This window comes from Streptomyces sp. P9-A2, from assembly GCF_036634175.1.
Classification (GTDB): Bacteria; Actinomycetota; Actinomycetes; order Streptomycetales; family Streptomycetaceae; genus Streptomyces; species Streptomyces pratens.
In genome coordinates this window covers 4,399,369-4,420,322 of sequence record NZ_JAZIFX010000001.1, presented here as the reverse complement: position 1 = coordinate 4,420,322, position 20,954 = coordinate 4,399,369, and the positions used below count along the sequence as shown (strand labels likewise).

Sequence of the window (20,954 nt, the reverse complement as noted above, 5' to 3'; positions counted from 1 at the left end):
ATCGAGGGGCGGTCTCCGTGAGACCGCCCCCGCACGATCGAAGTCCCGCTACACTCCAGCCGCCCAGCGAAACCCGCAGGTCAGACAGCAAAGTCCTGCTGGAGTACTAGTACTCCAGCCGGACTTCGTGGCTTGACGTGGGGAAACGTCGAGCGGTGGGAGTGTAGCGGGCAGGATGCTGTCACGGACGGCTTCTGCCCGCAGGCCCCTCGAAGGAGTGCCCACGACGGCGATAGTGGCAGCGGCGGGCCACCGCCTGGCGTCGTCGGCGCCACCGCGACCAACTCAGCGCGCGGGTGCGGGCGCGGGGATCTCGGGGCGCGCGAGCTGCCAGGAGTCGCCGCACTTCTGCCACAGTGAGCGCGATGACCTCTGCATCCTCACTGGTGGATCCCCCTTTTCGGCTGCTTGCGCGCTCATCACGGCGAGGAAGGCGTGGGCGAGCATGGCGAGGGTGATGTGCCGGTACCAGCCCACGTAGCGGCGTACCTCGTATTCGTCCAGGCCGCACTCGTTCTTCGCCGCCTGGAAACACTCCTCGATCGCCCACCGGACGCCGGCGACGCGCACCAGCACGTCCACGCCGACATCCAGCGGCGCATAGCCGAGGTAGTAGGCGATCTCGTCCGGCCGGCTCACGCTGCGCCGCGCCAGCGCCCACCGTCGACGGATCAGCACGCCGTCCTGGTAGTCGTACTCGGCCACCGGGCGCAACTGCACGGCCGCCCAGTCGTACTCGCGCTGCCCCTTGGCTCCCGCGCCGCAGGAACGGCGTTCCCAGGCCTGTTCGGGGGCCTGCTCGAACACCATGTCGATGCGTGGGCCGGCCAGGGAGAACTGGGACTTGGGAACGGCCAGGACGTAGCCGACGCCGGATGTTTCCAGCATCCGGCGAAAGCGGTTGTCCTGTCCGTAGGCGGCGTCCGCCGTCACCCAGGCGATCGGCAGCGGCGAGGCCAGCGCCCTGCGGACGATCGTCGCCGCGAGGGTGTTCTTGGTGGCGAACTCCCGATGATCGGGGATCTTGGCCGCGCGGCAGCGGTCGCGGTCGTCGGTCCAGGACTTGGGCAGGTAGAGCTCACGGTCCACCAGGGCGCGGCCGGCCGTGCTGGCGTAGGCGGCGAAGACGCCGATCTGGCAGTTCTCGGTGCGGCCTGCGGTGCCGGAGTACTGCCTTTGGACTCCGGCGGAGGTGGTGCCCTTCTTCAGGAACCCGGTGTCGTCGATGATCAGTACCCCGTCGGGGCGGCCGAGGTGTTCGGCGACGTAGGTCTGCAGGTCGTCGCGGATGTCGTCGGGGTTCCAGCGGGCTCGGGAGAGCAGGTGCTGCAGTCCGTCGGGGGTGGAATGTCCGGCGTGTTCGGCGAGTTGCCAGCTGTTTTTGCGGGCCACCGGGGCGAGCAGTGCGCGCACGTAGTCCCGCATGCGGCGGCGTGGTTCGACGCGGCCGAAGTGGTGCCCGATGTTGGTGAAGAGGTGGTCCAGGTCGCGGTCCCAGGTCTCGGCTGCCTGTTCGGTGATCACGGCCTGAGGCTTCCCAGGGCCCGGGTCGACCTTGCCGTCGTGGGCACTCCTTCGAGGGGCCTGTGGGCAGAAGCCGTCCGTGACAGCATCCTGCCCGCTACACTCCCACCGCTCGACGTTTCCCCACGTCAAGCCACGAAGTACTGCTGGAGCACTAGGGGAACAGCGGGGAATCACGGGAAACGCAGACACCCGACGAGGCCACACCATAGCCGTTCGTCCAGGTCAGCACCTCGAACGAGCTTCGAATGATCGCAGCCTCCCAGCAGAGGGCTCAGGCACCGTCGTTACGGGACGGTCGTCGCCGTTTGCTCTGGTCGACGGCAGCGACAGCGTGGCGGAGGCCGGTGGGGGTACAGCGAGGCACACGCGCGCCTGGTCGGCCGGCGCGCCCGCCGTCGTGGCTGACTGTCGTCGGCTGAGCTTCGTGGCACTGTCGTGCCAGATGCAGCGGTCAGCCACGGTCAACGAGGCTGTCTGGAGGTCGAGTTGCTGGGCATCTCGCCAGTTATCGAAGCCCCAGGTCACCGGCACGACACCCCAGCCTCTCTCCTAACGCGGGGGTCGCAAGCTGATTCCTGCCGAAGGCCGGGAGGACAGCCGACTCAGCGAATTTTTCAGGCGCCGCGCAACTGCGGGTCCCTGGGGTTCCTAGGGGAGCCCGTGGGCTACTCGTGGCTGCTTAAGATTGCCGCATGGAGTCGCGCAGTCAGACTGGCCGGCAGGTCAAGCGAATAGAGCAGAAGTGGGGCTTTGGGCTGGCCCCGATCAAACCGGACGTACAGCGCGAGCGCGTCAAAGCTGCTCGAACAGTCCTAGCCACTATCACTCAAGGGCACCACGCGGCCCTCGGCCGACTCGACGACCTTTCAACGATCAAGGGCCTGTTCACCCGGACGTACGAGAAGGACCAGTGGGACTGGTTCACAGTGTGCGCGCAACTGGGCTACCCCTCCTTTAAAGAAGCACGCCAGACCTCTGGCACGCTCCAGCACCTCCGTAAGTGCCTCCGAGACGCGAACTGGCAAGCTGCGACAGAGGCCGCGGCGACCTTGAAAAGGGTAGGGCTCCCGGACCGACTGCGTGACTTCACCACCGGCACACCGGCTCCCCTTGGCGGCCACGGCTTCGTCTACGTACTCTCCACTCGCGAGGCCCCCGAGATGCTCAAGATCGGTTACACCAACCGCGACCCCCTGACCCGGGCCAAAGAGATCAACTCTGCAACCGGCGTGATCATCCCCTGGGGCGTCCGCGGCGCTTGGATGGTCGCCCACGCCCACCGTGTTGAAGCGGACGTTCACGCCCTCCTCGCTGACTATCGCGTCCGCAAGGATCGCGAGTTCTTTCACATGCCGTTCGCGGAGGCGGCCCGCGTTATCGAAGGGTACGTAGTCAAGGCCCGTTGAGGTCTCGCATGCCTGTTTTCAGCGCGCCTGTTTCACTTGGGTGACTCCCATCGCTCCGGATGGCGAAGCCCTGCCTGTACCACCGATGCACCTGGGAAGCTGCGCGTCGGATACCGGTTGCAGTACAGCAGCGAAGTACAGCAACCACCGCAACCGCAGCTGACCGCCAACGCCCCTCAACGGCCGACTGACCGGCCCACCAGCCCTCAGTAACCGCCCAGCCGAGAGTTCGGGACGAAGAGGTCGTGGGTTCAAATCCCGCCACCCCGACGCTTTAGTACCAGGTCAGGGGCCTGATCCGCTTAGCGGGTCTGGCCCCTGAGTGGTTCCGGGGGCATCTTGGGAGCCGTTTGGGAGCCGACTTCATATCCCGGCACCCGAACGGCTCCCATCACCCCGCCGCAACTGCCGCTCAGCCCTCATCGGCAGAAGGAAGCCGGGCTCCTCGACCCGTCACGATCAGCAGGGCATGCGCGGGCAGCAGCAGGACACGTCGGCTGTACCTCTCACGCCCCGGCATCCGGCCATCGCCACACCGTTGCGTCGGCATCCGCGTCACGTACGCCCCTGAGCTTCACCTCAGTCGCGGATTCGACTTCGAAGAATCGCAACGGATCGGTGATGATCCGGAGCGTCGGAGTTCCTCTGCCCTCTTCCAGGTTCGAGGCGATGACGAGCAAGTAGTTACTTCCCTCTGCGAGAGCACGCGTGAGTTCCGCGCTGGTGAGGGAGACATCGGCGGGCTCTGCCCCGCCGTGAGCCTTAATCTCGTAAAAGTGGTCTGCCGAGTCGACGGCGTCCGCCCCCAGCCGAAGGAGACCTCGCTGGTCTTCCAGCGTCCGCCCCTGCTCGTGAAGAATCCGAGCAAGCAGTTCCAGGACGATCTTCTCCTTGTCCCGATCCTGGTAGCCGAGCAGTCCGGAACGCTCGATGGGCACGGCCCCACCCTGACGCGGTTGCGGCAGCGAGGCGGCACGTCGCCTTCCCGAGGAGGATGCCGAGCGTGGTTCCGAGGAGGAGGTAGTACGGGTGGCCTTTGGGGTGCGCGCCTGCAGTTCGGCCAAGGGGACCAGCTTGCGGGGCTCGACCGACGGCGGGGTGGGTGTGGACCCCAAGCCGGAAGGCGTAGGAGCCGACGGGGGCGCCGGGATGCTGAAGTTCCCCCCGGATCCACAAGCAGGGCAGCAACACCCTCGGCCTCCTGCACTACCTGTACGGCAAGGGCACCCACGAGGAGCACGTCGACCCGCACCTGGTCGCTTCCTTCGACACCATGGCCCCCGACCCCGGACGCGACCCCTCGGCGACGAAGAAGGACCTGCAGTACCTCCTCGACCAGCCCCTCGCCCTCCTCGATGCGGACCAGCGTCCCGACAAGCACGTCTGGCACTGCTCCGTGCGCGCAGCCCCCGACGACCCGATCCTCAGCGACGAGCAGTGGGCCGAGATCGCCCGCCGCATGGTCGCCGCCACCGGCGAGGTCCTCGACGCCCTCGCCAAGACCTCCGCCCTCCACACCCGACAACAGCTACGCGAAGCGGCCTGGGCGTTCGAACGGGCCTCCCGCTCCCACACCCGAGCAGAGTTCTGCCACAGCCAGCAGCTACGACGCGCAGCCCGAGACCTGGTCCGTAGCGGCCCGGCACTCGGCCGGGGCGAGGACGGCGCCACGACCACCATGGTGATCGACACGCTCTTCTTCCTCGCCCTCGCCGCCGCACGCTGGCACGCCCAGCGCCAGCACGCCCAGCAGGCCGCAGCCGCCCGGCAGGCCGCCAGCCACCTCCAGGCCGCGTACGCCGCGGCCAGCGAGGAATCGATGGCCCGCCTGCGAGCCCAGGGCCTGCGCCTGGCCCAGCCCGTACGCGACTGGTCCACCGCCCTTCTGCGCACCACCGCGCCACAGATCGCCGAGCGGGTGCTCGGCGAGCCGGGCTGGTCCGCCCTGGCGGCCACCATCACGCATGCCTACCAGGCCGGCCACGACCCACGAGCGCTGCTGCGCGAAGCCGTCGCCCAGCGCGAACTGCACACCGCCGAGTCCGTCAGCGACGTCCTCGTCTGGCGTCTGCGACGCATGGCCGACCTGCCCGCCAACGCGACGGTGATCTCCCAGCACAGCACCCGGGCCACGGACTCACTGCCCTACGCTGCCCCACTCGGACCCGTCTCCATCGCTGTCGACCAGCACCGCCGACACCGCAGGTAATCACCAGCAACTGCGGGGCCGTTCAGTGTGCTGATGTCCAGGATCCTTGTCTCCGTAGCGAGAAGCCTCCCTGAACGCCGTCGGAGGCATCCCCCTCCACCGCTTGAAGGCCATCGTGAAGCTGGCCGGATCTGCGTAGCCCAGCTTGCGGGATATTTCCGATACAGAGTGATCTGTATGCGAGAGCAGATCGCAGGCCAGGTCACTCAAAGTCTCGTCTCGCACCCGGGCGAAGTCGTCGCCCGTGAGTTCAAGCTTGCGTTGCAGGGTGCGTGGGGAGACTCGCAGCGTCGCGGCCACATTTGCCAATGTGCGGTTGAGATTGGGTGCGGCCCTTATGGCTTTCGCGACAGTGTGGGGCCAGTCGCCAGTCGCCCTGAACGAGTCGATGATCTGGGCATCCGCTTTGACCCATGCCTCGTGCTGGAAGGCGTTGCCGAAGGGGAGCTCGTCTGTTGATATCGCAGGGTCCCACCACAGCCGCAACGCCTCGGCACAGCATTCGATGGTGCAGGAGACGTACGTCAAGGCCTCGGGCGAGACTTCCGCGAGAGGGACTTCGATGCGGGTGAAGGGAAAAGTGCCGCCGTACAGCCACGCGAGAGATGGGGTGGCGGTACAGAGATCGCGGTAGACGCTGAACGGGATCAACTCTTCCGGGGCGTCCGGGTAGGTGAATTCGATTCCCGTCACCCTCCCATCCGGTGCCCGGAGAGGTGTGATCTCGAGGAGCCCGGGGGCGTTATCAGTCGCGCTGGCAACTTCTGCCCACGCCGCAACGGTCGGCGCGGTCGCGAGGGCCATTCCGCGAGCGCCGTAGGTGCTCGTCGTGTAAGCGCGCGAGGCTCGCACCCAAAGATCGACGCGATCTCTTGTGAGAGCGACGAACTGAAGCTGGAAGGCCAGCTCCTTCCTCGCAGGAATAGTGCTTCCCGGTCGGGTCAGCGCGTTGGGGTCGATCTCCGCATTCGCGAGCGCAGTTCGCCAGTCGAGATCCGCCTCCTCGAGTATCTGGCGCAGGTTGTGAACACTGAAGTTCGGCACGCGCAAGTTCTGATAAGAGCTCAGCTTCATCGCTGCGCTCTTTCGCCGCCGACGCATGGAGGCGGTCCGGCGTGTTCAGGAACCCTCTGAGGAAGCCGCGTCCACCTGCCGCGGTGGGGAGCCGGCCGGCCAAGGGGTCCCGGCGAAGCCGGCCCGGGTGTCGTTCCACCGCAAGGAATGTTCGCTCGGCTGTCGGGAGGAACAGTTGCAGAACGCATTTCTCTCCTCTTCGTCGAGGCGATGGGGTGCCGCTCCGGAAGCGCTGCGGCGACTGGAGCACCGCCAGGAATCTGAAGTAACGCCAGCAGCTTTACATCTTGCGCCACCAATCGGCAAGGGGAGGCGCTTTGGCGCGCTTTCCCGCGTTGTTGGCGTCTCTTACTATGACGGTCCGGTGCTGTCCGATCTTAGCGTCATGCGGCAACAGGGGTCGGTGGAGAAGCCAACACACCGCCATCGAAGGAGATCCGGGGAGCACCCCCTGCGTACGAGATCGCCCTCAGCGGCAGGGTCATCATCGTTGCTCGTCATAGGCGACATCGCGCACGTCTGGAAAAACCACGACGACGCGGATCGCGTATACGCCACCCTCACAATTGGCTGCAACCAGTAGGCCAAGAATGCGGCTCGCCATACACCCAGTGGAGAGCGCAATCACCATCGGGCGCGTCCGGTCGGCACGCTGTCCGCGATCGCAGCAGTCGAATTCCTTTTCGCGCGATCCGATCCGGCCCAGGTGCTCTTCGGCATCCCAAAGCCACAACGATATGGAGAAAACCAATGACGCAGAATGTCGCACCGCGTGATTTCGTCGCCGATCACACAGTCGAACGTTCTCAGCGGCCCATGATAGGTGGCCCGAACAAGTTCAAAGTCGCGATTTTCGGCGCGAACGTGACGACCGGCCAGGGCGGTCTCAACCTCGCCGAGAACACGATCAAGCTCGGCAACTGGGGCGAGATCCAAGGTCTCGCGCAGAAGGCCGACCGCTACGGTGTCGACGGGTTCATCCCCATCGCCCGCTGGCAAGGGCTCTCGGGCCCCGACCGCCCGTGGGGCCGGCAGTTCGAGACGTTCACGTGGGCCGCAGGTCTGGCAGCAGCGACGCAGAACATACAGATCTTCGCCACCTGCCTCGTCCCCTTTATCCACCCGGTGATGGCGGCGAAGATGATGGCCACCGTCGACCACATCAGCGGCGGCCGCATGGGCCTGAACGCCACAGCCGGCTACTTCAAGCCCGAATACCACATGTTCGGCGTCGAGGTGCCCGAGCACGACACGCGCTATGAGCTCGCCGACGAGTGGATGACCATCGTCGAGCGGCTCTGGGCAGTCGAAGACGACTACCAGTTCGACTTCGACGGGGACTTCTTCCACCTCCAGGGTGCGCAGTCGTGGCCCAAGCCCGTTCAGACGCCCGGGCCGATGGTGATGAGCGCGGGCTCCAGCCCCGCCGGTCAGCAGTTCGCGTTCAAGCACGCCAACATCTTGTTCGCGGCGATCGGCAGCGTCGAGCACAGCCGGTCGGTGACGCCGAAGCTGCGCGAGAACGCCGACGCGGCCGGGCGTGAGGACCTCGGCCTGTGGGCCGGTGTGCACATCATCTGCAAGGACACGGAGAAGGAAGCGCGGGAGTACCTCGAGTACGTCGAGGAGAAGGGCGATTACGAGAGCGCCCTCCGCTACAAGCACATCATCCAGAACGGCGACTCCCGCGGGTGGAGCTGGGATCACTACAAGAAGTCCGAGGACCCGAAGCAGGACGAGAGCATCAAGACGTTCTTCCGGGCCGGTCTCGTTCCGCTCGTGGGCACGCCCGAGATGATCGTCGACGGGCTCCAGAAGCTGCAGGACTCGGGCATCACGGGCGTCTGCACCGGACTCGTCGACTACGACGAGGGGCTCGACCGGATGAACGAGCAGATCTTCCCGCTCATGCGCGACGCGGGCCTGCGCGCCTGACGTCCGACCATTCACAAAGGAGTGAAGGCAGATGACGTTCCCTGACCCCAAGCAGTTTCGACTCGTCGTCGCGGGCCCGACCGAGTCCGGCGACGCCGACTTCCTCGACGTGGGCCCTGCCGCCGAGTTCGACTTCCCCGGCGTGTCCGCAGGTGCGTTCTACTGGGCCGTCGAAGGCGGCCACAGCAAGGAGACCTTCGGTGCCCCGCCGAGCAGGGTCGCGCTGGCGGGCCCCAATGGATCCACCTTCGGCGTGAGCAGCTTCCCTGCGCACTCGTCGGGCGAGGTGGGGGCCGACGATCTCGGCGACAGCATGACCGTCACCGATGACGACGGCGACGCCGGAATGCATGCGAGCGACACCATCGACTACGAGGTCGTGATCTCGGGCAAGGTCGACCTCGTGCTCCCCGGCGGCAAGAAGCGCACGCTCGTTCCGGGTGACCTGCTCGTGATGGCAGGCGTTCCCCACGCCTGGAAGAACCCTTACGACGAGGACTGCGTGTACATCGTCGTGACCGTCGGCTTCAACTCCCCCGAGGTCGCATCGTGACCCTCACTGCACCCGGTAAGGCGCTGCGCGCGGTCTTCGAGAGCGAGGAGACGGCGTTGATGCCGTTCGGTTCGCTGCCGATCCACGCGGCGATGGCGCAGCACGCGGGCTTCGGGGCGTTCCAGCTCTCGGGCGGGATGTCGGCATGGTGGCAGGGCATCTCGGATGTGGGGTGGCTCACCCTGACCGAGGTCGTCGACCACGCGAAGCGCACGGCCCGCGCTGCGGACATCCCGATCTACTGCGATGCCGACACCGGTTTCGGCGCGCCGATCAATGTGCAGCGCACGGTGGCCGAGTTCATCGACGCCGGTGTCGGAGGCATCCACATCGAGGACCAGCGCGAACCGAAGAAGTCGGGTGGTGTCGCCGGCATCGAGCTCGTGTCCGACGCCGAGGCGATCGGGCGCCTGAACGCCGCTGTCGACGCGCGTGACAAGCACGACGAGGATTTCGTGATCGTCGCCCGCACCGACGGCTACGGTGCCGCCGGGGGTGGCGTCGACGAGGCGATCCGTCGTGCGCAGCTCTACAAGGCTGAGACCGGCGCCGACGTGATCTTCTTCGAAGGCATGCACACGTGGGAACAGGCCGAGCTCGCGCTGAAGGAGACGCCCGGCCCGGCCTACGCCGTCAGCGTGGGGCTGATCGGCCGTAAGACCGTCGCCGAGATGACCGCGCTGGGGCAGGCGATCCAGCCTGTTCCGTTCGTTCTGCCGGGCATCCACGAGGTGTGGCGACTGCTGGCCGACGTCAAGGAGTCGGGCGAGGCCACGCCTTTCGCCGAGTACCTCGACCGCATGGGTGCCGACGCCGGCACGGATTACGACGTCGGCTGGGGCGCCATGTTCGGGCGCCCGTCGACCGACTACGTGCGCGAGACGGAGGAGAAGTACCTCCCGGGGAGCGCCCAGCGCGACTACGACAACAACGCCCACGTCGGAGAGCACTACTGATGACGCGGCTCGCGAGGGGAAAGGCCGGCCTCGTGACCGGCGCGGCATCCGGGATCGGGTGGGCAAGCGCGCCGGCGCCGGCGAAGAACGGCGCGCACGTGATCGTGTCCGATCGGCAGAGAGGAGAGGTGTGAAATGGGAATCAACGACGAACTCGGTTTCGACGCCCGCGTGGCGATCGTCACGGGTGCGGGACAGGGAATGGGGCGCGAGCACGCGAAGATGCTCGCGTCGCGCGGGGCACGTGTCGTCGCCAACGACATCAACGCCGAGCGCGCCGCGGAGACGGTGGCCGAGATCACCGTCGACGGTGGCGTCGCGGTGGCCGACAGCAACGACATCGTCACCGCGGCGGCGGACATCGTCCAGACTGCGCTCGACGCGTTCGGACAGCTCCACATCGTCGTCAACAACGCCGGCATCAACGCCTTCGGACGGTTCTGGGAGATGGACTCCGAGACGTGGTGGCGTGTCTTCGATGTCAGTGTGAAGGGGGTCGTCGAGGTCTCGCGTGCTGCGATGCCGCACCTCATCGCCTCCGGCAGCGGGCGCCTCATCAACGTGTCGTCGAACGCCCTCATGGGTGTTCCGCTCGACTCGGCGTACGCCGCCGCCAAGTCGGCGATCTGGGGTCTCGGCAACACTCTCGCCGCCGAGGCGAAGGAGGTCGGTGTGCAGGTCAGTACGGTGCTGCCGGTCGCCTGGACGCCGATGACGGAGGATGCGTTCCGTGACCCCGTCGTCCAGGACGCCATGCGGGCGCACGTGCCCGCAAGTGCTGTCTCGGCATTCGTGGCATGGCTCGCGCACCAGGACACCACGGTCTACGGCGAAGCCTTCGAGGTGGCAGGCGTCGCCGCCGCCCGCACGGCTTTCTCCGTGATGCCGCGAATGAAGACCGCTGAGCCCACTCCCGAGAGCTGGGCGGCGAGCGCGGGCGACCTCATGCAGGACGGCGGTCTCGAGCCGCTTCGGAACGCGAGCCAGTCGTTCCGCGGTCAGATGGTCCACCTCGCGCCCGAGCTCGATACCGTGCTGCCCGCCGACGCGGCAGACGTGTCAGTGAGGTGACGCAGGTGTCCGTAGAGGTGAAGGAGCAAGAAACCGTGATCCAGAACCGCCTGCGTGGGTTCGACGCCGATCCGCTGATCGTGCGTCAGACGTTCGCTCAGTTCCCTTCGGGCGTTGCGGCGCTCGCGGCCGACATCGACGGAGCGAAGCACGCGCTCGTCGCATCGTCCTTCATGGTCGGCGTGTCCCTCGAACCGTGCCTCGTCGCCGTCGCGGTGCAGAAGACGTCCGTGACATGGGAGCAGATCTCGAAGGCGGGCCGCCTCGGCGTTTCGATCTTCGGCAAGGGGCAGAGCGGTCTCACCCGACAGCTCGCCCATAAGGATCGTGCTGCGCGATTCGAACAGGTCGCGATCGAAGTGAGCGATGACGGTGCGGTATTCATCGACGGTGCGGCGCTGTGGCTCGACTGCTCCATCTCCGCCGTCTCGGAAGCCGGCGACCACTGGATGGTGCTGCTCGAAGCACACCGTCTCGGTGCCGGTGAGAACGAGCCGCTCGTCTGGCACGGTTCGACATTCCGCGAGCTCGCCTCTCCTCCCGCAGTCGACGCCGCGTAACGGAATCGAGCACACCGACTCCGCGCCGCATCTCCGACGCGGAGGCGATCCGCCGCGCGAATCCCTACCGGGCCGAGACAGGAATCGATCCAGTTGTCTCGTGATTCTGTTTGAGAATCACGAGACAACTGGCCCCATCTCTAAAAAGACATAACGCCTCAATGGTCTCTATGGGCGAGCCGCCGATCGGTTCATATGCGATGTCCACTGATGTGGCCCCTGACCGCACCAAGGAGGATTCCGTTGCTGCAGATAACTCGGCAGAGCCCGGCCAGACGCCTGACAGCGAGCCGGCCGTTCGCGATCGAAAGCCTTCAGTCACACGACCAGGTCGTCACCGGCGTCGTCCAACACGGCGATGCCCGCGGACGACTGCTGGGTTTTCCCACCGCCAACCTCACCATGTCGACCAGCGCTCGCCTCGACGGTGTCTGGTCCGCCGTAGTTGTCACGGAGGATGACGGCCGACACTGGCCTGCTGCGGTCTCCATCGGACGGAGAACCACCTTCTACGGCCGCCACGGCCAACGACTCCTCGAAGCCCATCTTCTCGACGTGGAGATCGAGCTGTACGACCGGGAAATATCGGTCCATCTCGTGAACCGAATCCGCTCGCAACGCCGGTTTCGTGACGTCGAGGACCTTGTGGGGCAGTTGGCGAAAGACATTGAGGATGTCCGCAACTGGGCGACGTCAATCTCGCTCGAAGCGGGCGCGCGATGACCCCGCGTCGGCCGCCTCGGTGGGCAATTCTGCGCGTTGTGGCCGCTGTGGAGGCGCAGCGTCGCGCCGGGTGCGCACGGATCGACGTCGACCTGCTCGCACGGCGAGTCGGACTCAGCCGAAGCATGACGTCCGCTTGCCTCTTCGCGGCAGATTCAGAGCGCTCCACGCCGGCGTCCCCGCATCGTGCGGTCGGCTTGCCGAAGCCGAGCTGACGACGCTTTCCGGGTCGGGTGCGGCGATCGGGAACGGTCGACAGACGGGTGACGGTGAAGGAGTGCGACGGCATGATCCGGCGGGCGAGGATCGGCAATGGGGTGTTGCCTGAACCAGAAGACGCCGAGTAGCCGAGGGGAATCTCACCCCTCGGCTCTCACAGAAGCCGTGCGTAACAGTCTCCCGTTACACGGCTCTTGCCACTCTGATCACCAGGCCCCGGACGCCACAGTGGTCCAACTCCAGTGCGCGAACATGCGGGGATACCGATCAGCGATCTCCCACATCTTCTGGAGCGCCTCGCGTAGCGCCGCGAGCTTCTTGTGTTTCTGGCGAATCCATCGCGCCAAGCAGGCATTGATGCGCGTCAGGAGGGGTGTCAGCGCCGACCGGTAGAACCGGCCGAAATACTGCATCCATCCCCGCACGGTTGGATTACCGACTTCGGCGCTTTGAGGTCTGACCGGTGACAGCCCGCCTGGGTGGCGGTACGCGGCGACAGCGCTGCACCGGAAGGTGTGAGGTGCACAGAAAGCGGCGGGATGACCGCTCAGGAACGCGCGCGACGCGAGGCGCTGCGCCTGCGGGCCGCCGAGCTGTTCGCGGCCGGGGCCAGTGCGCCGGAGGTCGCCGAGCTGCTGAGGGTGACATCGAAGTCCGCCTACCAGTGGCGGCGCGCCTGGGCCGCCGGAGGGCGGGCGGCGTCGGCCTCCCGGGGCCCGGTGGGCAGCGTGGCAAACTCCGCCCGGCGTTGTGCGAGAAAATGGCCGCGATGCTGGAGCAGGGGCCGGCCGCCCACGGCTGGGATGAGGACCAGTGGCGGGCCGGCGCAGGTCCACCGTGACGGCTCCCACTGCGGCGACCGCGGCGAGGCAGAGCACGCCGTCGCTGATCAGCGGCGCAGCTCCGGAGGGGCGTCGGCCACAAGGCCGGCACCCATGTTGCCGATGTCCGACAGCCCTGAGGCAGAGTGTCCGACGGGCCGGAGACAGTACGCTGAACCGAGCGGGATCGGGCCCGCCGCACAGTGTCCGGGAGGTGCTTCATGACGGCCGAGATGGTGGCCCCGGCGTGGATGCACGAGCAGATCACGGCGGAGGAGTACGAGTCCTGGTCCGAGGAGCAGTGCGCCGGCATCGAGATCGTTGACGGGATGGTCGTCGTGAGCCCGAGTGCGTCCAAGCGGCACAACCGGCTGGCTCGGATTCTGGCGAACGCCCTGGATGCCGCCGCGGGGCCGGACTGGAACGCAGACACCGACTTCGACGTCCGGCTCCAAGACGTCCCGCTGACCAATCGCCGCCCGGACGTCGTGGTGTACCGCGCGGACACGATCGACGTCACGCCCACCCGGCCCGAGCACGTGCTGCTGGCGGCGGAGGTGGTGTCACCGGGCTCGGAGACCACCGACCGGATCGTGAAGGTCGACCAGTATGCCAAGGCAGGCATCGGCTTCTACTGGCGAATCGAGCAGGCCGCGACAGGCGTTCCTCTGGTGTACACGTACGTGCTCGACCCTGCGACGAAGACATACCGGGAGGGTGACGTGTTCACCGGCGTCGTCAAGGTCACGGCTCCGTTCCCGGTGGAGATCGACCTCGGGCAGATCTGACCCACATGCTGCTCAGCGGCCCGCTGTGCGTGAGCGGACGGTGCCGCACAGGGCATCACGGAGAAGACCGCGCGACACCTGTCACGGACTCTGACCAGGCAGATCCGGGCAGTGGAGCACCGTCCGGAACCACCCGGCACACCCCACCAGCCCTCGTAATGTGTAGGTCTCATCTCTGTCGACCGCCCCAGTGCACGCACGCCAGAAGGCGGATCGCCAGTCCGTCGGCGCCGACCAGCCTGAGGTGGCGGATGGGGGTCCTTCTGGGAGCCATCGGGGAGCCGACTCGCTCTCCGAGCCCCTTCGAGACCACTCGAGACCACGACAGCCCGACGCTCTGACCAGGGAAAACGTCATCCGCCCTGGCGAGCTCAGCAACCGAACCTCATTCGGGACGAAGAGGTCGTGGGTTCAAATCCCGCCACCCCGACAGAGATACAACGGGTCAGGCCCGGTGCTGGGAGATCAGCGCCGGGCCTGACCTGTTGTGCGGACCCGTTTTGGGAGCCGTCCGGGAACCGGCTTCGGGAACCGGCTCCCAGGGCCCGTCTGCCGACGAGAACGCGGGAGCGTGTGCGGTCAGAGCCAGTCCCAGCGCTTGAAAGCGAAGTACAGCGTCAGAGAGACAACGACGATGACGGCGCTGGAAACGATGAATCCCGACTGGTGTCCGAAGCCGGGGTAGGGAAGGTTCTGTCCGTAGAAGCCAGTGATCGCCGTGGGCACGGCGATGATCGCGGCCCAGCTCGTCACCTTCTTCATGATCAGGTTCATCCGGTTCGCCTGCACCGACAAGTTGGTTTCCATCACCGAGGCCACCAGGTCGCGCAGCGACTCCGTCCACTCGCCGGCACGCAGCACGTGGTCGTACACATCGCGGTAGTACGGCAGCAAGGGGCCGTCGACGACGTCGAGGTCGGGGCGCATGAGGGCGTTGACGACCTCCCGCATGGGCAGAACCACGCGACGGAGCCGGACCAGTGATTTCCGCAGGGCGTAGGACTGGCGCTGTACGGTCTGGATCTCCCGGCCGCCTTCGGCGAAGAGCAGATCGTCCAGTTCCTCAATACGTTCGTCGAGTTGCTGTACCGCGGCAAAGTGCCCGTCGACGACATGGTCGAGCAGGCCGTGGAGCAGGAAGGCGACCCCGTGCGCTGCCAGAGCCGGAGTACGGTCCCACCGGGCGACCAGCTCGTCGAGGGCGAACGCGGCGTCCTTGCGGACCGTGATCAGCGCCTGCGGCGTGAGGATGACCGCGAGCTCGCTCATCGTCAGTCCCGCGCCGTCCGGGTCGACGGCGACCGCGTAGACACTGAGGAAGTGATGGGTACGGTAGTTGTCGAGTTTCGCCCGCTGTCCCTCGTGCAACGCGCCCTCGAGAGCCAGCTCGTGGAGACCGAGTTCCTCGCCGACCGCCGTGAACTCGGCGCGGTTCGGGCGGTACAGGTCCAACCACACGGTCGAAGACGGATCCGCCAGATGCCGGGCGATGTCCCGGACCGGGAAGCCCTCCTCGACCAGGGAGCCGGCGCGGTACAGCCGAGTATGGGCCATGTCGCGCACACTAACGGCACCAGCGGAACATCAGCGGACACCACTACCGGGCATGCGCCCCGACTGGCGGTACCGCCCCGATCACCTTGAAGTCGGCGCCGCGGCAAAGACAGCCCTGTGGGCACTCGGGCCTCCAGACGTCATTCCTGGGGCTCGTGGCGTTCCTCGCCGGTCCGGGGGTCCTCCGCGGGGATCGGGTGTGCCTGATGGGTGCCGGTGTCGATGAGGATCTGTGCGGCATGGGTGACGTTGTCGGCCCGGACTGCGCGGGCCATCGCGGCACGGGCGGCATCGGGTGTCGCGTGCGGCGGGACCACGAGAAGGGAGAAGTGGTCCTGGTCGCCCCGGGTGATCAGGGCGGTGTCATCACCGACCGGGAAGGAGTCGATATGGACGACCTGGTCGTCGATGACCAGGCGTGTGGGAAGTTCATCCCACGCGGTGCCGTCCAGGCCGACGCGCGTGATCGGGCCGAGGTGCCCGGTCAGCACGTGGATGAGGTCGGGCAACTCCGCGCCGATGTCGCGGGAACGCGGCCACCACGCGCCGTCGAGATTGCCTTCCCGGGATTGCGTCGTCTCCAACCGCAGAAGAACTGTCCCGGGTTTCGCGGCCCGATGGATCGCGTCCGGCAGGAACCCGGGCGCACGAGGGATGTCGGATCCGGTCATGTTGTGTCCGCCTGTCTGCGGGATTCGGTGTCACCGCCGAACGCGGGACCCCGTTCTCTCACCGTAAGTCGTGCGCCGCCGCACCGGCTGCGCCCACCGGCGGTTCCGGACGCGTTGCCTCTCGGTAAAACGCCTGCTCACGCGCACGTCCCGGGGCCTCTGAGCGGCGTAGAGTGGAGGAATCGGGAGCACTTCGCACACCGACCACCATGCCGGTGTCGTTCCCGGCGAGCAACAACACCGGCCTCCAAGAGGAGGCTCGGGGACAGGTCCGCGTCATGACCGCGACCATCGAACCCACGATCATCGAAGAACGCCCGCCTTCGGCGTCGGCCCGGCTGTCCCTGGCCCCGACCGGCTCGGTTCCAGGTCTCCTGGACGGTGCCTGGTGGCCACGCTCCCGTGATCTCCTCCGGGAGATCCCCACTCTGACGGACGCGCTGGACGCGTGCTGGGGTCGGATCACCCACGTCACCGTGAACCCGGCCCACTGGCCCGTCATCCCGCGCAAGGTCCCCGTCACGGGGCACACGGTGCATGTCGGCTGGTTCGCCGACGAGCAGGACCCGAACAAAGTGATCCTCTTCTCCTACACGGTGGGCCGCCTGGACCTGCTGGTGATCCCTCCGGAGACGGAGCCGGCCGCCGCCGCCCGGCTGATGACAGCAGCAACCGTTCCGGAAGGTATCCGCACCGCCAGCGGTCTGATGGCCGACGAGGCCATGAGTCACGACGCGGAAGAGGCTCGGAGCCGGGAAGAGGAATGGGAGTCCGACGGCGGAGCCGCTTCGGCGGCCGGAGCCGCGATCGGGATCTTGAGTTCCGCCCCGAGGAGGTGAGGACGTGGAGACAGTCGTCACCGTCGCCGTGTTCGTCTTCGTGATCATCGCGGGGATGTTCCTGATCCACCGGCTCAACGCGCAGCATGACGAAAGGATCAAGGTGTTCCGCTACAGCGACGCCCTACCGGGAATCGGTCGGCGGACCCGTAAGAACCCACGTGCGACCGCGCCGGAGGGTCCTCCTGCCGACGCCGCACGCCGTGAGCACCGAGAGGGGAGCCGCTGATGACGCAGACCTGCTTCCAGCCGGTGCGAGCAGGGGGCGACGGCCGTCACACACGCCGACACGTCGCCCCCTGACGCACGTCGTCCTGTATGAGCAAGGGCTCACCATGAAGTCACCGGAACTGCCGTCGGCCGGGCACGCGGAGGTTCGTATCGTCGCCGCGGACCCGGAGGCGGCTCGCCATGTCGCGGAGATTCTCCGCCGTTGTTACGCCGCCACCGAAGCGCGCAGCTACCCCGCAGGCGCTGACGGCGGAACACGCCTCCACCTCACCGTGGACACCACGCGCATGGCGGAGCCGGTGCGCTCCTGGCTGTCGACCAGCCAGTCCTCCGGGGACGATCACGCACAGCCGGACGAAATCTGAGGAGACGGCCCTCAGCGGGGAAGGGTGACACCGCCCCAGACGTACGGGTTTCCGTCGGTACCGGCACGAGAGACAGGCGACCATGGCGACACTGCACGAGCGGCAGCACTACCGCGAGGCGATCATGAGGACCCTGTACGAGGCCATCGAAGGCAATCGCCTCCTCGGCCTCACCGGGGCGCGGCTGCGCGAGGATCTCGTCATGCCCGAGGAGGACCTGGCCGCCGCCTGCACGTACTTGGCGGCCGAGGGACTGGTCCAGGTCGACTGGGCGCGAGGAAACACACCCGCGATGGTCACACTGACGCACAAGGGGGTCCGGCTCATGGAGACCGAGGAGAAGGACAGTGACTGACCCGGCACAGGCCGCCCTCAGGGCTCCGGCCGGCCACATGACGGCCTCACCTCATCCCATATGCCTGAAATGGCACCCCGGGCATACCCTGGTGAGTGGGCCTGCGCACTCTCACGTGCAACGACCCGGAAGGGCGGCCCCGGTGTGTATACGCCGGGGCCGTTGCGTCACCGGCAAACGCCGCAGGGAAAAGGTGTGATCCACTCGGTCGATCTTCCGCGAGTGACGCAACTGCGACGTCGTTGACCCGAAGGGCCGAGAGGCCAGCGCGCCGTCTACATGGACGGCGGCGGACAGCGACTGGCCCACCGCTGATGCCGGGAGGCTGACGTGGTGCTGTTTCCTCTACTGCTCACGTGGTGGTTGTGCTCGGCGCCGACCTTGCCCCCTCAGGATGCGGAGCCCCGCGTCCGGTGAAGAGGCGGTCCGGCCGGCCGACCGGCCAACCTCCCCCTCCTACGTGGGGCACCACCGTCTACTGGCGCAGGGCCCGGCATCGCTCACATGCCACTTGCCCATGAGCAGCAGAGGAAAGCGACGTCAGGCACTCGCCGTCAGCGTGAGGGAAGAGGCAGGGTCCGCTCCGTGACACCGATGCCCGCCATCGCCGCCCACTCGCGCCGTTGGCTCCGAGGATGCCTTGCACCGTGAGCACCGCATTCGGGTGCACCCACGGCACCAGCCCCTCCGTCCGGTATCAGCCTCTCCGTCCGGTATCGCGGAATGCCCCGCCCCTGACGCCGCGACCGGCGGGCAGGACGGGGAGTGGCCCAAATGGCGGCGCGGCGCCCGTAACGGGCGGCGCCAGGACAGCGCCGGATGGCCATGTCCGCCCCGATCGCTTCGGCAGTGCCTCCGAGTGGCCACTCCCGGAGAGCGACCCCAGAACCCCCCTCCCCGGCTCTGCGCGCCAGGACCGAAGGTCCCCAGCCCGACCGGACCGACACGTAGGGTGAGCAATCATGTCACTGCGTGACCGTGACGGATGGCGTGATCGGGTGGTCGGGCACGTGGCGCGTCGCCCCGGTACAGCTGCCCGGGCGGTCGCCCCGGTCCCGGGTGAGGAGTACGGATGAGCCAGTGGGGTGTGGTGGTGGCCGGTGGCGTGGTCGTCGGCTACGGGGCCCTCTCGCGGCGGCTGTCGACGACGGTGCTGTCCGGTCCCTTGGTGTTCGTCGTGTGCGGGCTGGCGATCGGGCCTCTGGGCCTGGACCTGCTGAACGCGGACCGGGATCCGGAGGTCATCCGGACGCTGCTGGAGAGCGCGCTCACCCTTGTGCTGTTCACGGACGCGGCGGCGATCAGGATCGGGGACCTGCGCAGGGAGGGGTTCCTGCCGTTGCGGCTGCTCGTGGTCGGGCTGCCCGTCACGATGGCGCTGGGGTGGCTGGTGGCCTGGCCCCTCCTGCCCGGTCTGGGTGTGTGGGAACTGGCGCTGGTCGGCGTCATCCTGGCTCCGACGGATGCCGCGCTCGGGCAGCAGGCTTTCTCCAACGAGCGGGTCCCGGCGTTGGTCCGAGGCGGCCTGGGCGTCGAATCGGGTCTGAACGACGGTCTGGCGCTTCCGTTCTTCGTGCTGGCGCTGGCGGCGGCGGGTGAGGGGGAGGGGCATCCGGGCGTTGCCGTGACGTTCCTGCGTGCGCTGCTGCTGAGCGGTGCGATCGGACTCGTCGCCGGTTGGGCCGGGGCGGGTGTGTTGCGTTGGTCGGCCGCTCGGGACTGGAGCACTCCTGCGTGGCGACAGTTCCTGACGTTCGCCGTTCCCGTGATCACCTACGGGCTGTGTGCCGCGGTCGAAGGCAGCGGCTTCATCGGTGCCTGGGTCGCCGGTCTGGCCTTCGGAAGCCGGCTGCGTGACGCGTCGTCAGGACGTGTCGCTCGGGCCGAAGGCCCGGGTCCCACGCAGAGCGCGAAGTTCAGCGAGCGGCTCGGGCTCCTGCTCGCCTCGGTGAGCTTCCTGGTCTTCGGCGCGGTCATCCTGGGGCCGGTCCTTCAGCACCTGACGTGGCGGATGGTGGTCTACGCGCTGATCAGCCTGACCGCGGTCCGGATGCTGCCGGTCGCTCTGGCCCTGGCCGGCACCGGCCTGCGGGCCGCCTCCGTCGCCTACATCGGGTGGTTCGGTCCGCGCGGGCTCGCCTCCCTGGTCTTCGGCCTGCTGGCCTTCGAGGAGCGCCTGCCCGGGACGACGCTGCTGAACGGCGTCATCGCCGTGACCGTGGGCCTGAGCGTTCTCCTCCACGGCGCAACGGCCCCGTTTCTGGGAAACCGCTACGGCGACTGGTTCACCAGGACGCTCCGCACCGAACCGGGCCTGCGGGAGAACGCACTCGGCGCCGACAACGCCCCCGGCGTACGAGGCCCCCACAGCCCTTGACGAACACGGCGACTGTGCCACCCGTGGCGTTCGAGCTCGCCGATGGCGAACCCCAGGCTGTACGAGACAGCCCCGCTCCGAGTGCTTCCGCAGGCGTCGGCGGTTGCAGCAATTCTCCTTCCGCGCCTCACACAGCCATGGGCCGGGCCTGGGCTAGCGGGCGAGCGACCCGTTCCGGGTGTCGGAAGCGGACTGCCACGCCTGCATGCCCGCTCGGGACGCCTCCTTGGCCTGCTGCCACTTCATGGCCGCCTGCTGGGCCGGAGGCACGTCCATGTCGCGGATCATGCGCCGACCTGCGGCGAACACGGCGACGGCCGCGATGACCATGCCGGTGCCCGCCACCACGGCACCGGCCGCGGTGAGCACGGCACCGGTCGTGACGAGCCGGGTGTCGATGTCGATCGATTGCAGGGGCTGGTGATGGTTCATGACTCCACCATCCAACGGCAGGTGACCACCTCGCATCCCGGGCACTCGCATCCCGGGCAACGGCACAAGAGGCCGGAGCGCCCCCGTACTGGTAGGCGCGGCCCTGGCGGCAGGCGAGGAGTCGCCGGTGACCGGGGCCGGTGGCGACGTGCTGACGATCGTCGTGGTGCCGGGCATCACCGCCGGCGCGGTCATCGCACAGGAACCCCGTCCGGCGCGGAGGCCGGGTCCGGCCCGAGTCGCTGGGGACGCCGTCCGGAGATACGTTGAAAAGGAAGCACCACATCG

The 20,954-nt window shown here is 67.4% G+C and carries 23 protein-coding genes; 15 read left to right on the top strand and 8 right to left on the bottom strand.

Annotated elements, in window-relative coordinates; all coding sequences use genetic code 11:
- Window positions 1-285: 285 nt before the first annotated feature.
- Window positions 286-1,524: an IS701 family transposase gene (locus tag V4Y04_RS20120; RefSeq protein WP_443080049.1), complete on the bottom strand. Its 1,239-nt coding sequence runs from the start codon at window positions 1,522-1,524 to the stop codon at window positions 286-288.
- A gap of 695 nt (window positions 1,525-2,219) precedes the next feature.
- Between V4Y04_RS20120 and V4Y04_RS20115 the strand changes: the two genes are divergently transcribed.
- The gene (locus V4Y04_RS20115) at window positions 2,220-2,933 is read left to right on the top strand and encodes a GIY-YIG nuclease family protein (protein WP_332429579.1); all 714 of its coding nucleotides are present in this window, start codon (window positions 2,220-2,222) and stop codon (window positions 2,931-2,933) included.
- 506 nt (window positions 2,934-3,439) lie between these two features.
- Here V4Y04_RS20115 and V4Y04_RS20110 read toward each other — a convergent pair.
- Window positions 3,440-3,871 carry a hypothetical protein gene (locus V4Y04_RS20110; RefSeq protein ID WP_332429578.1) on the bottom strand — a complete coding sequence of 144 codons (432 nt, stop codon included), beginning with the start codon at window positions 3,869-3,871 and terminating at the stop codon, window positions 3,440-3,442.
- Window positions 3,872-4,206: 335 nt separating this feature from the next.
- On the opposite strand from V4Y04_RS20110, the gene V4Y04_RS20105 reads away from it, so the two are divergent.
- Window positions 4,207-5,142 carry a hypothetical protein gene (locus V4Y04_RS20105; RefSeq protein WP_332429577.1) on the top strand — a complete coding sequence of 312 codons (936 nt, stop codon included), beginning with the start codon at window positions 4,207-4,209 and terminating at the stop codon, window positions 5,140-5,142.
- Here V4Y04_RS20105 and V4Y04_RS20100 read toward each other — a convergent pair whose 3' ends face one another.
- Together V4Y04_RS20100 and V4Y04_RS20095 are read right to left on the bottom strand one after the other, a co-directional pair.
- Window positions 5,143-6,216 carry an AraC family transcriptional regulator gene (locus tag V4Y04_RS20100; protein ID WP_332429576.1) on the bottom strand — a complete coding sequence of 358 codons (1,074 nt, stop codon included), beginning with the start codon at window positions 6,214-6,216 and terminating at the stop codon, window positions 5,143-5,145. It abuts the gene before it with no gap.
- A 484-nt stretch (window positions 6,217-6,700) separates the two neighbouring features.
- On the bottom strand, window positions 6,701-6,967 hold the full coding sequence (locus V4Y04_RS20095) for a hypothetical protein (protein WP_332429575.1): 267 nt from the start codon (window positions 6,965-6,967) through the stop codon (window positions 6,701-6,703).
- 113 nt (window positions 6,968-7,080) lie between these two features.
- Between V4Y04_RS20095 and V4Y04_RS20090 the strand changes: the two genes are divergently transcribed.
- The 6 genes from V4Y04_RS20090 (at window position 7,081) to V4Y04_RS20065 (ending at window position 12,014) form a co-directional block, all read left to right on the top strand.
- Window positions 7,081-8,151 (top strand): LLM class flavin-dependent oxidoreductase, encoded by a 1,071-nt coding sequence (locus V4Y04_RS20090; RefSeq protein ID WP_332429574.1) that lies wholly within the window; start codon window positions 7,081-7,083, stop codon window positions 8,149-8,151.
- A gap of 31 nt (window positions 8,152-8,182) precedes the next feature.
- On the top strand, window positions 8,183-8,704 hold the full coding sequence (locus V4Y04_RS20085) for a cupin domain-containing protein (protein ID WP_332429573.1): 522 nt from the start codon (window positions 8,183-8,185) through the stop codon (window positions 8,702-8,704).
- Window positions 8,701-9,660, top strand: coding sequence for an isocitrate lyase/PEP mutase family protein (locus V4Y04_RS20080; protein WP_332429572.1), 960 nt, complete (start codon window positions 8,701-8,703; stop codon window positions 9,658-9,660). The genes V4Y04_RS20085 and V4Y04_RS20080 overlap by 4 nt, the downstream gene beginning before the upstream one ends.
- 135 nt (window positions 9,661-9,795) lie before the next feature.
- Window positions 9,796-10,731 carry an SDR family NAD(P)-dependent oxidoreductase gene (locus tag V4Y04_RS20075; RefSeq protein WP_332429571.1) on the top strand — a complete coding sequence of 312 codons (936 nt, stop codon included), beginning with the start codon at window positions 9,796-9,798 and terminating at the stop codon, window positions 10,729-10,731.
- Between the two features lie 35 nt (window positions 10,732-10,766).
- Window positions 10,767-11,291 carry a flavin reductase family protein gene (locus V4Y04_RS20070; RefSeq protein ID WP_332429570.1) on the top strand — a complete coding sequence of 175 codons (525 nt, stop codon included), beginning with the start codon at window positions 10,767-10,769 and terminating at the stop codon, window positions 11,289-11,291.
- Window positions 11,292-11,534: 243 nt separating this feature from the next.
- Window positions 11,535-12,014, top strand: coding sequence for a riboflavin kinase (locus V4Y04_RS20065; RefSeq protein WP_332429569.1), 480 nt, complete (start codon window positions 11,535-11,537; stop codon window positions 12,012-12,014).
- A 425-nt stretch (window positions 12,015-12,439) separates the two neighbouring features.
- On the opposite strand, the gene V4Y04_RS20060 is transcribed toward V4Y04_RS20065, so the two are convergent.
- Window positions 12,440-12,703: a group II intron maturase-specific domain-containing protein gene (locus V4Y04_RS20060; RefSeq protein ID WP_332432926.1), complete on the bottom strand. Its 264-nt coding sequence runs from the start codon at window positions 12,701-12,703 to the stop codon at window positions 12,440-12,442.
- Between the two features lie 69 nt (window positions 12,704-12,772).
- Between V4Y04_RS20060 and V4Y04_RS20055 the strand changes: the two genes are divergently transcribed.
- A complete protein-coding gene (locus V4Y04_RS20055) occupies window positions 12,773-13,279 on the top strand; it encodes a helix-turn-helix domain-containing protein (RefSeq protein WP_332432925.1) in 507 nt (168 codons plus the stop codon).
- Entirely contained in the window at window positions 13,276-13,842 is a 567-nt protein-coding gene (locus tag V4Y04_RS20050) for a Uma2 family endonuclease (protein WP_055628263.1), read from the top strand. Before V4Y04_RS20055 ends, V4Y04_RS20050 begins: the two co-directional genes overlap by 4 nt.
- A 579-nt stretch (window positions 13,843-14,421) precedes the next feature.
- Here the strand turns inward: V4Y04_RS20050 and V4Y04_RS20045 are convergent.
- Both V4Y04_RS20045 and V4Y04_RS20040 read right to left on the bottom strand, forming a co-directional pair.
- A complete protein-coding gene (locus V4Y04_RS20045; RefSeq protein WP_332429568.1) occupies window positions 14,422-15,396 on the bottom strand; it encodes a magnesium transporter CorA family protein in 975 nt (324 codons plus the stop codon).
- A gap of 140 nt (window positions 15,397-15,536) precedes the next feature.
- Complete coding sequence (locus V4Y04_RS20040; protein ID WP_332429567.1) at window positions 15,537-16,067, bottom strand: DUF5994 family protein; 531 nt, start codon at window positions 16,065-16,067, stop codon at window positions 15,537-15,539.
- Between the two features lie 278 nt (window positions 16,068-16,345).
- Here V4Y04_RS20040 and V4Y04_RS20035 point away from each other — a divergent pair, with 278 nt between their 5' ends.
- From V4Y04_RS20035 to V4Y04_RS20015, 5 genes are all read left to right on the top strand, one after another.
- The gene (locus tag V4Y04_RS20035; protein WP_332429566.1) at window positions 16,346-16,906 is read left to right on the top strand and encodes a DUF5994 family protein; all 561 of its coding nucleotides are present in this window, start codon (window positions 16,346-16,348) and stop codon (window positions 16,904-16,906) included.
- Window positions 16,907-16,910: 4 nt separating this feature from the next.
- Window positions 16,911-17,135 carry a hypothetical protein gene (locus V4Y04_RS20030; RefSeq protein ID WP_332429565.1) on the top strand — a complete coding sequence of 75 codons (225 nt, stop codon included), beginning with the start codon at window positions 16,911-16,913 and terminating at the stop codon, window positions 17,133-17,135.
- A gap of 106 nt (window positions 17,136-17,241) precedes the next feature.
- Window positions 17,242-17,502 (top strand): hypothetical protein, encoded by a 261-nt coding sequence (locus V4Y04_RS20025; protein ID WP_332429564.1) that lies wholly within the window; start codon window positions 17,242-17,244, stop codon window positions 17,500-17,502.
- A gap of 82 nt (window positions 17,503-17,584) precedes the next feature.
- Window positions 17,585-17,857 (top strand): hypothetical protein, encoded by a 273-nt coding sequence (locus tag V4Y04_RS20020; RefSeq protein ID WP_332429563.1) that lies wholly within the window; start codon window positions 17,585-17,587, stop codon window positions 17,855-17,857.
- Window positions 17,858-18,929: 1,072 nt separating this feature from the next.
- On the top strand, window positions 18,930-20,234 hold the full coding sequence (locus V4Y04_RS20015; protein ID WP_332429562.1) for a cation:proton antiporter: 1,305 nt from the start codon (window positions 18,930-18,932) through the stop codon (window positions 20,232-20,234).
- 153 nt (window positions 20,235-20,387) lie between these two features.
- Here the strand turns inward: V4Y04_RS20015 and V4Y04_RS20010 are convergent, their stop codons facing one another.
- The gene (locus V4Y04_RS20010; protein WP_332429561.1) at window positions 20,388-20,666 is read right to left on the bottom strand and encodes a hypothetical protein; all 279 of its coding nucleotides are present in this window, start codon (window positions 20,664-20,666) and stop codon (window positions 20,388-20,390) included.
- Window positions 20,667-20,954 lie beyond the last annotated feature (288 nt).

Bases quoted from the DNA above. Each gene is read 5' to 3' on its own strand.
- V4Y04_RS20115 (WP_332429579.1), top strand. From the start codon at position 2,220: ATGGAGTCGCGCAGTCAGACTGGCCGGCAGGTCAAGCGAATAGAGCAG.
- V4Y04_RS20105 (WP_332429577.1), top strand. From the start codon at position 4,207: ATGGCCCCCGACCCCGGACGCGACCCCTCGGCGACGAAGAAGGACCTG.
- V4Y04_RS20100 (WP_332429576.1), bottom strand. From the start codon at position 6,216: ATGAAGCTGAGCTCTTATCAGAACTTGCGCGTGCCGAACTTCAGTGTT.
- V4Y04_RS20085 (WP_332429573.1), top strand. From the start codon at position 8,183: ATGACGTTCCCTGACCCCAAGCAGTTTCGACTCGTCGTCGCGGGCCCG.
- V4Y04_RS20075 (WP_332429571.1), top strand. From the start codon at position 9,796: ATGGGAATCAACGACGAACTCGGTTTCGACGCCCGCGTGGCGATCGTC.
- V4Y04_RS20055 (WP_332432925.1), top strand. From the start codon at position 12,773: ATGACCGCTCAGGAACGCGCGCGACGCGAGGCGCTGCGCCTGCGGGCC.
- V4Y04_RS20050 (WP_055628263.1), top strand. From the start codon at position 13,276: ATGACGGCCGAGATGGTGGCCCCGGCGTGGATGCACGAGCAGATCACG.
- V4Y04_RS20045 (WP_332429568.1), bottom strand. From the start codon at position 15,396: ATGGCCCATACTCGGCTGTACCGCGCCGGCTCCCTGGTCGAGGAGGGC.
- V4Y04_RS20040 (WP_332429567.1), bottom strand. From the start codon at position 16,067: ATGACCGGATCCGACATCCCTCGTGCGCCCGGGTTCCTGCCGGACGCG.
- V4Y04_RS20035 (WP_332429566.1), top strand. From the start codon at position 16,346: ATGACCGCGACCATCGAACCCACGATCATCGAAGAACGCCCGCCTTCG.
- V4Y04_RS20025 (WP_332429564.1), top strand. From the start codon at position 17,242: ATGAAGTCACCGGAACTGCCGTCGGCCGGGCACGCGGAGGTTCGTATC.
- V4Y04_RS20020 (WP_332429563.1), top strand. From the start codon at position 17,585: ATGGCGACACTGCACGAGCGGCAGCACTACCGCGAGGCGATCATGAGG.
- V4Y04_RS20015 (WP_332429562.1), top strand. From the start codon at position 18,930: ATGAGCCAGTGGGGTGTGGTGGTGGCCGGTGGCGTGGTCGTCGGCTAC.
- V4Y04_RS20010 (WP_332429561.1), bottom strand. From the start codon at position 20,666: ATGAACCATCACCAGCCCCTGCAATCGATCGACATCGACACCCGGCTC.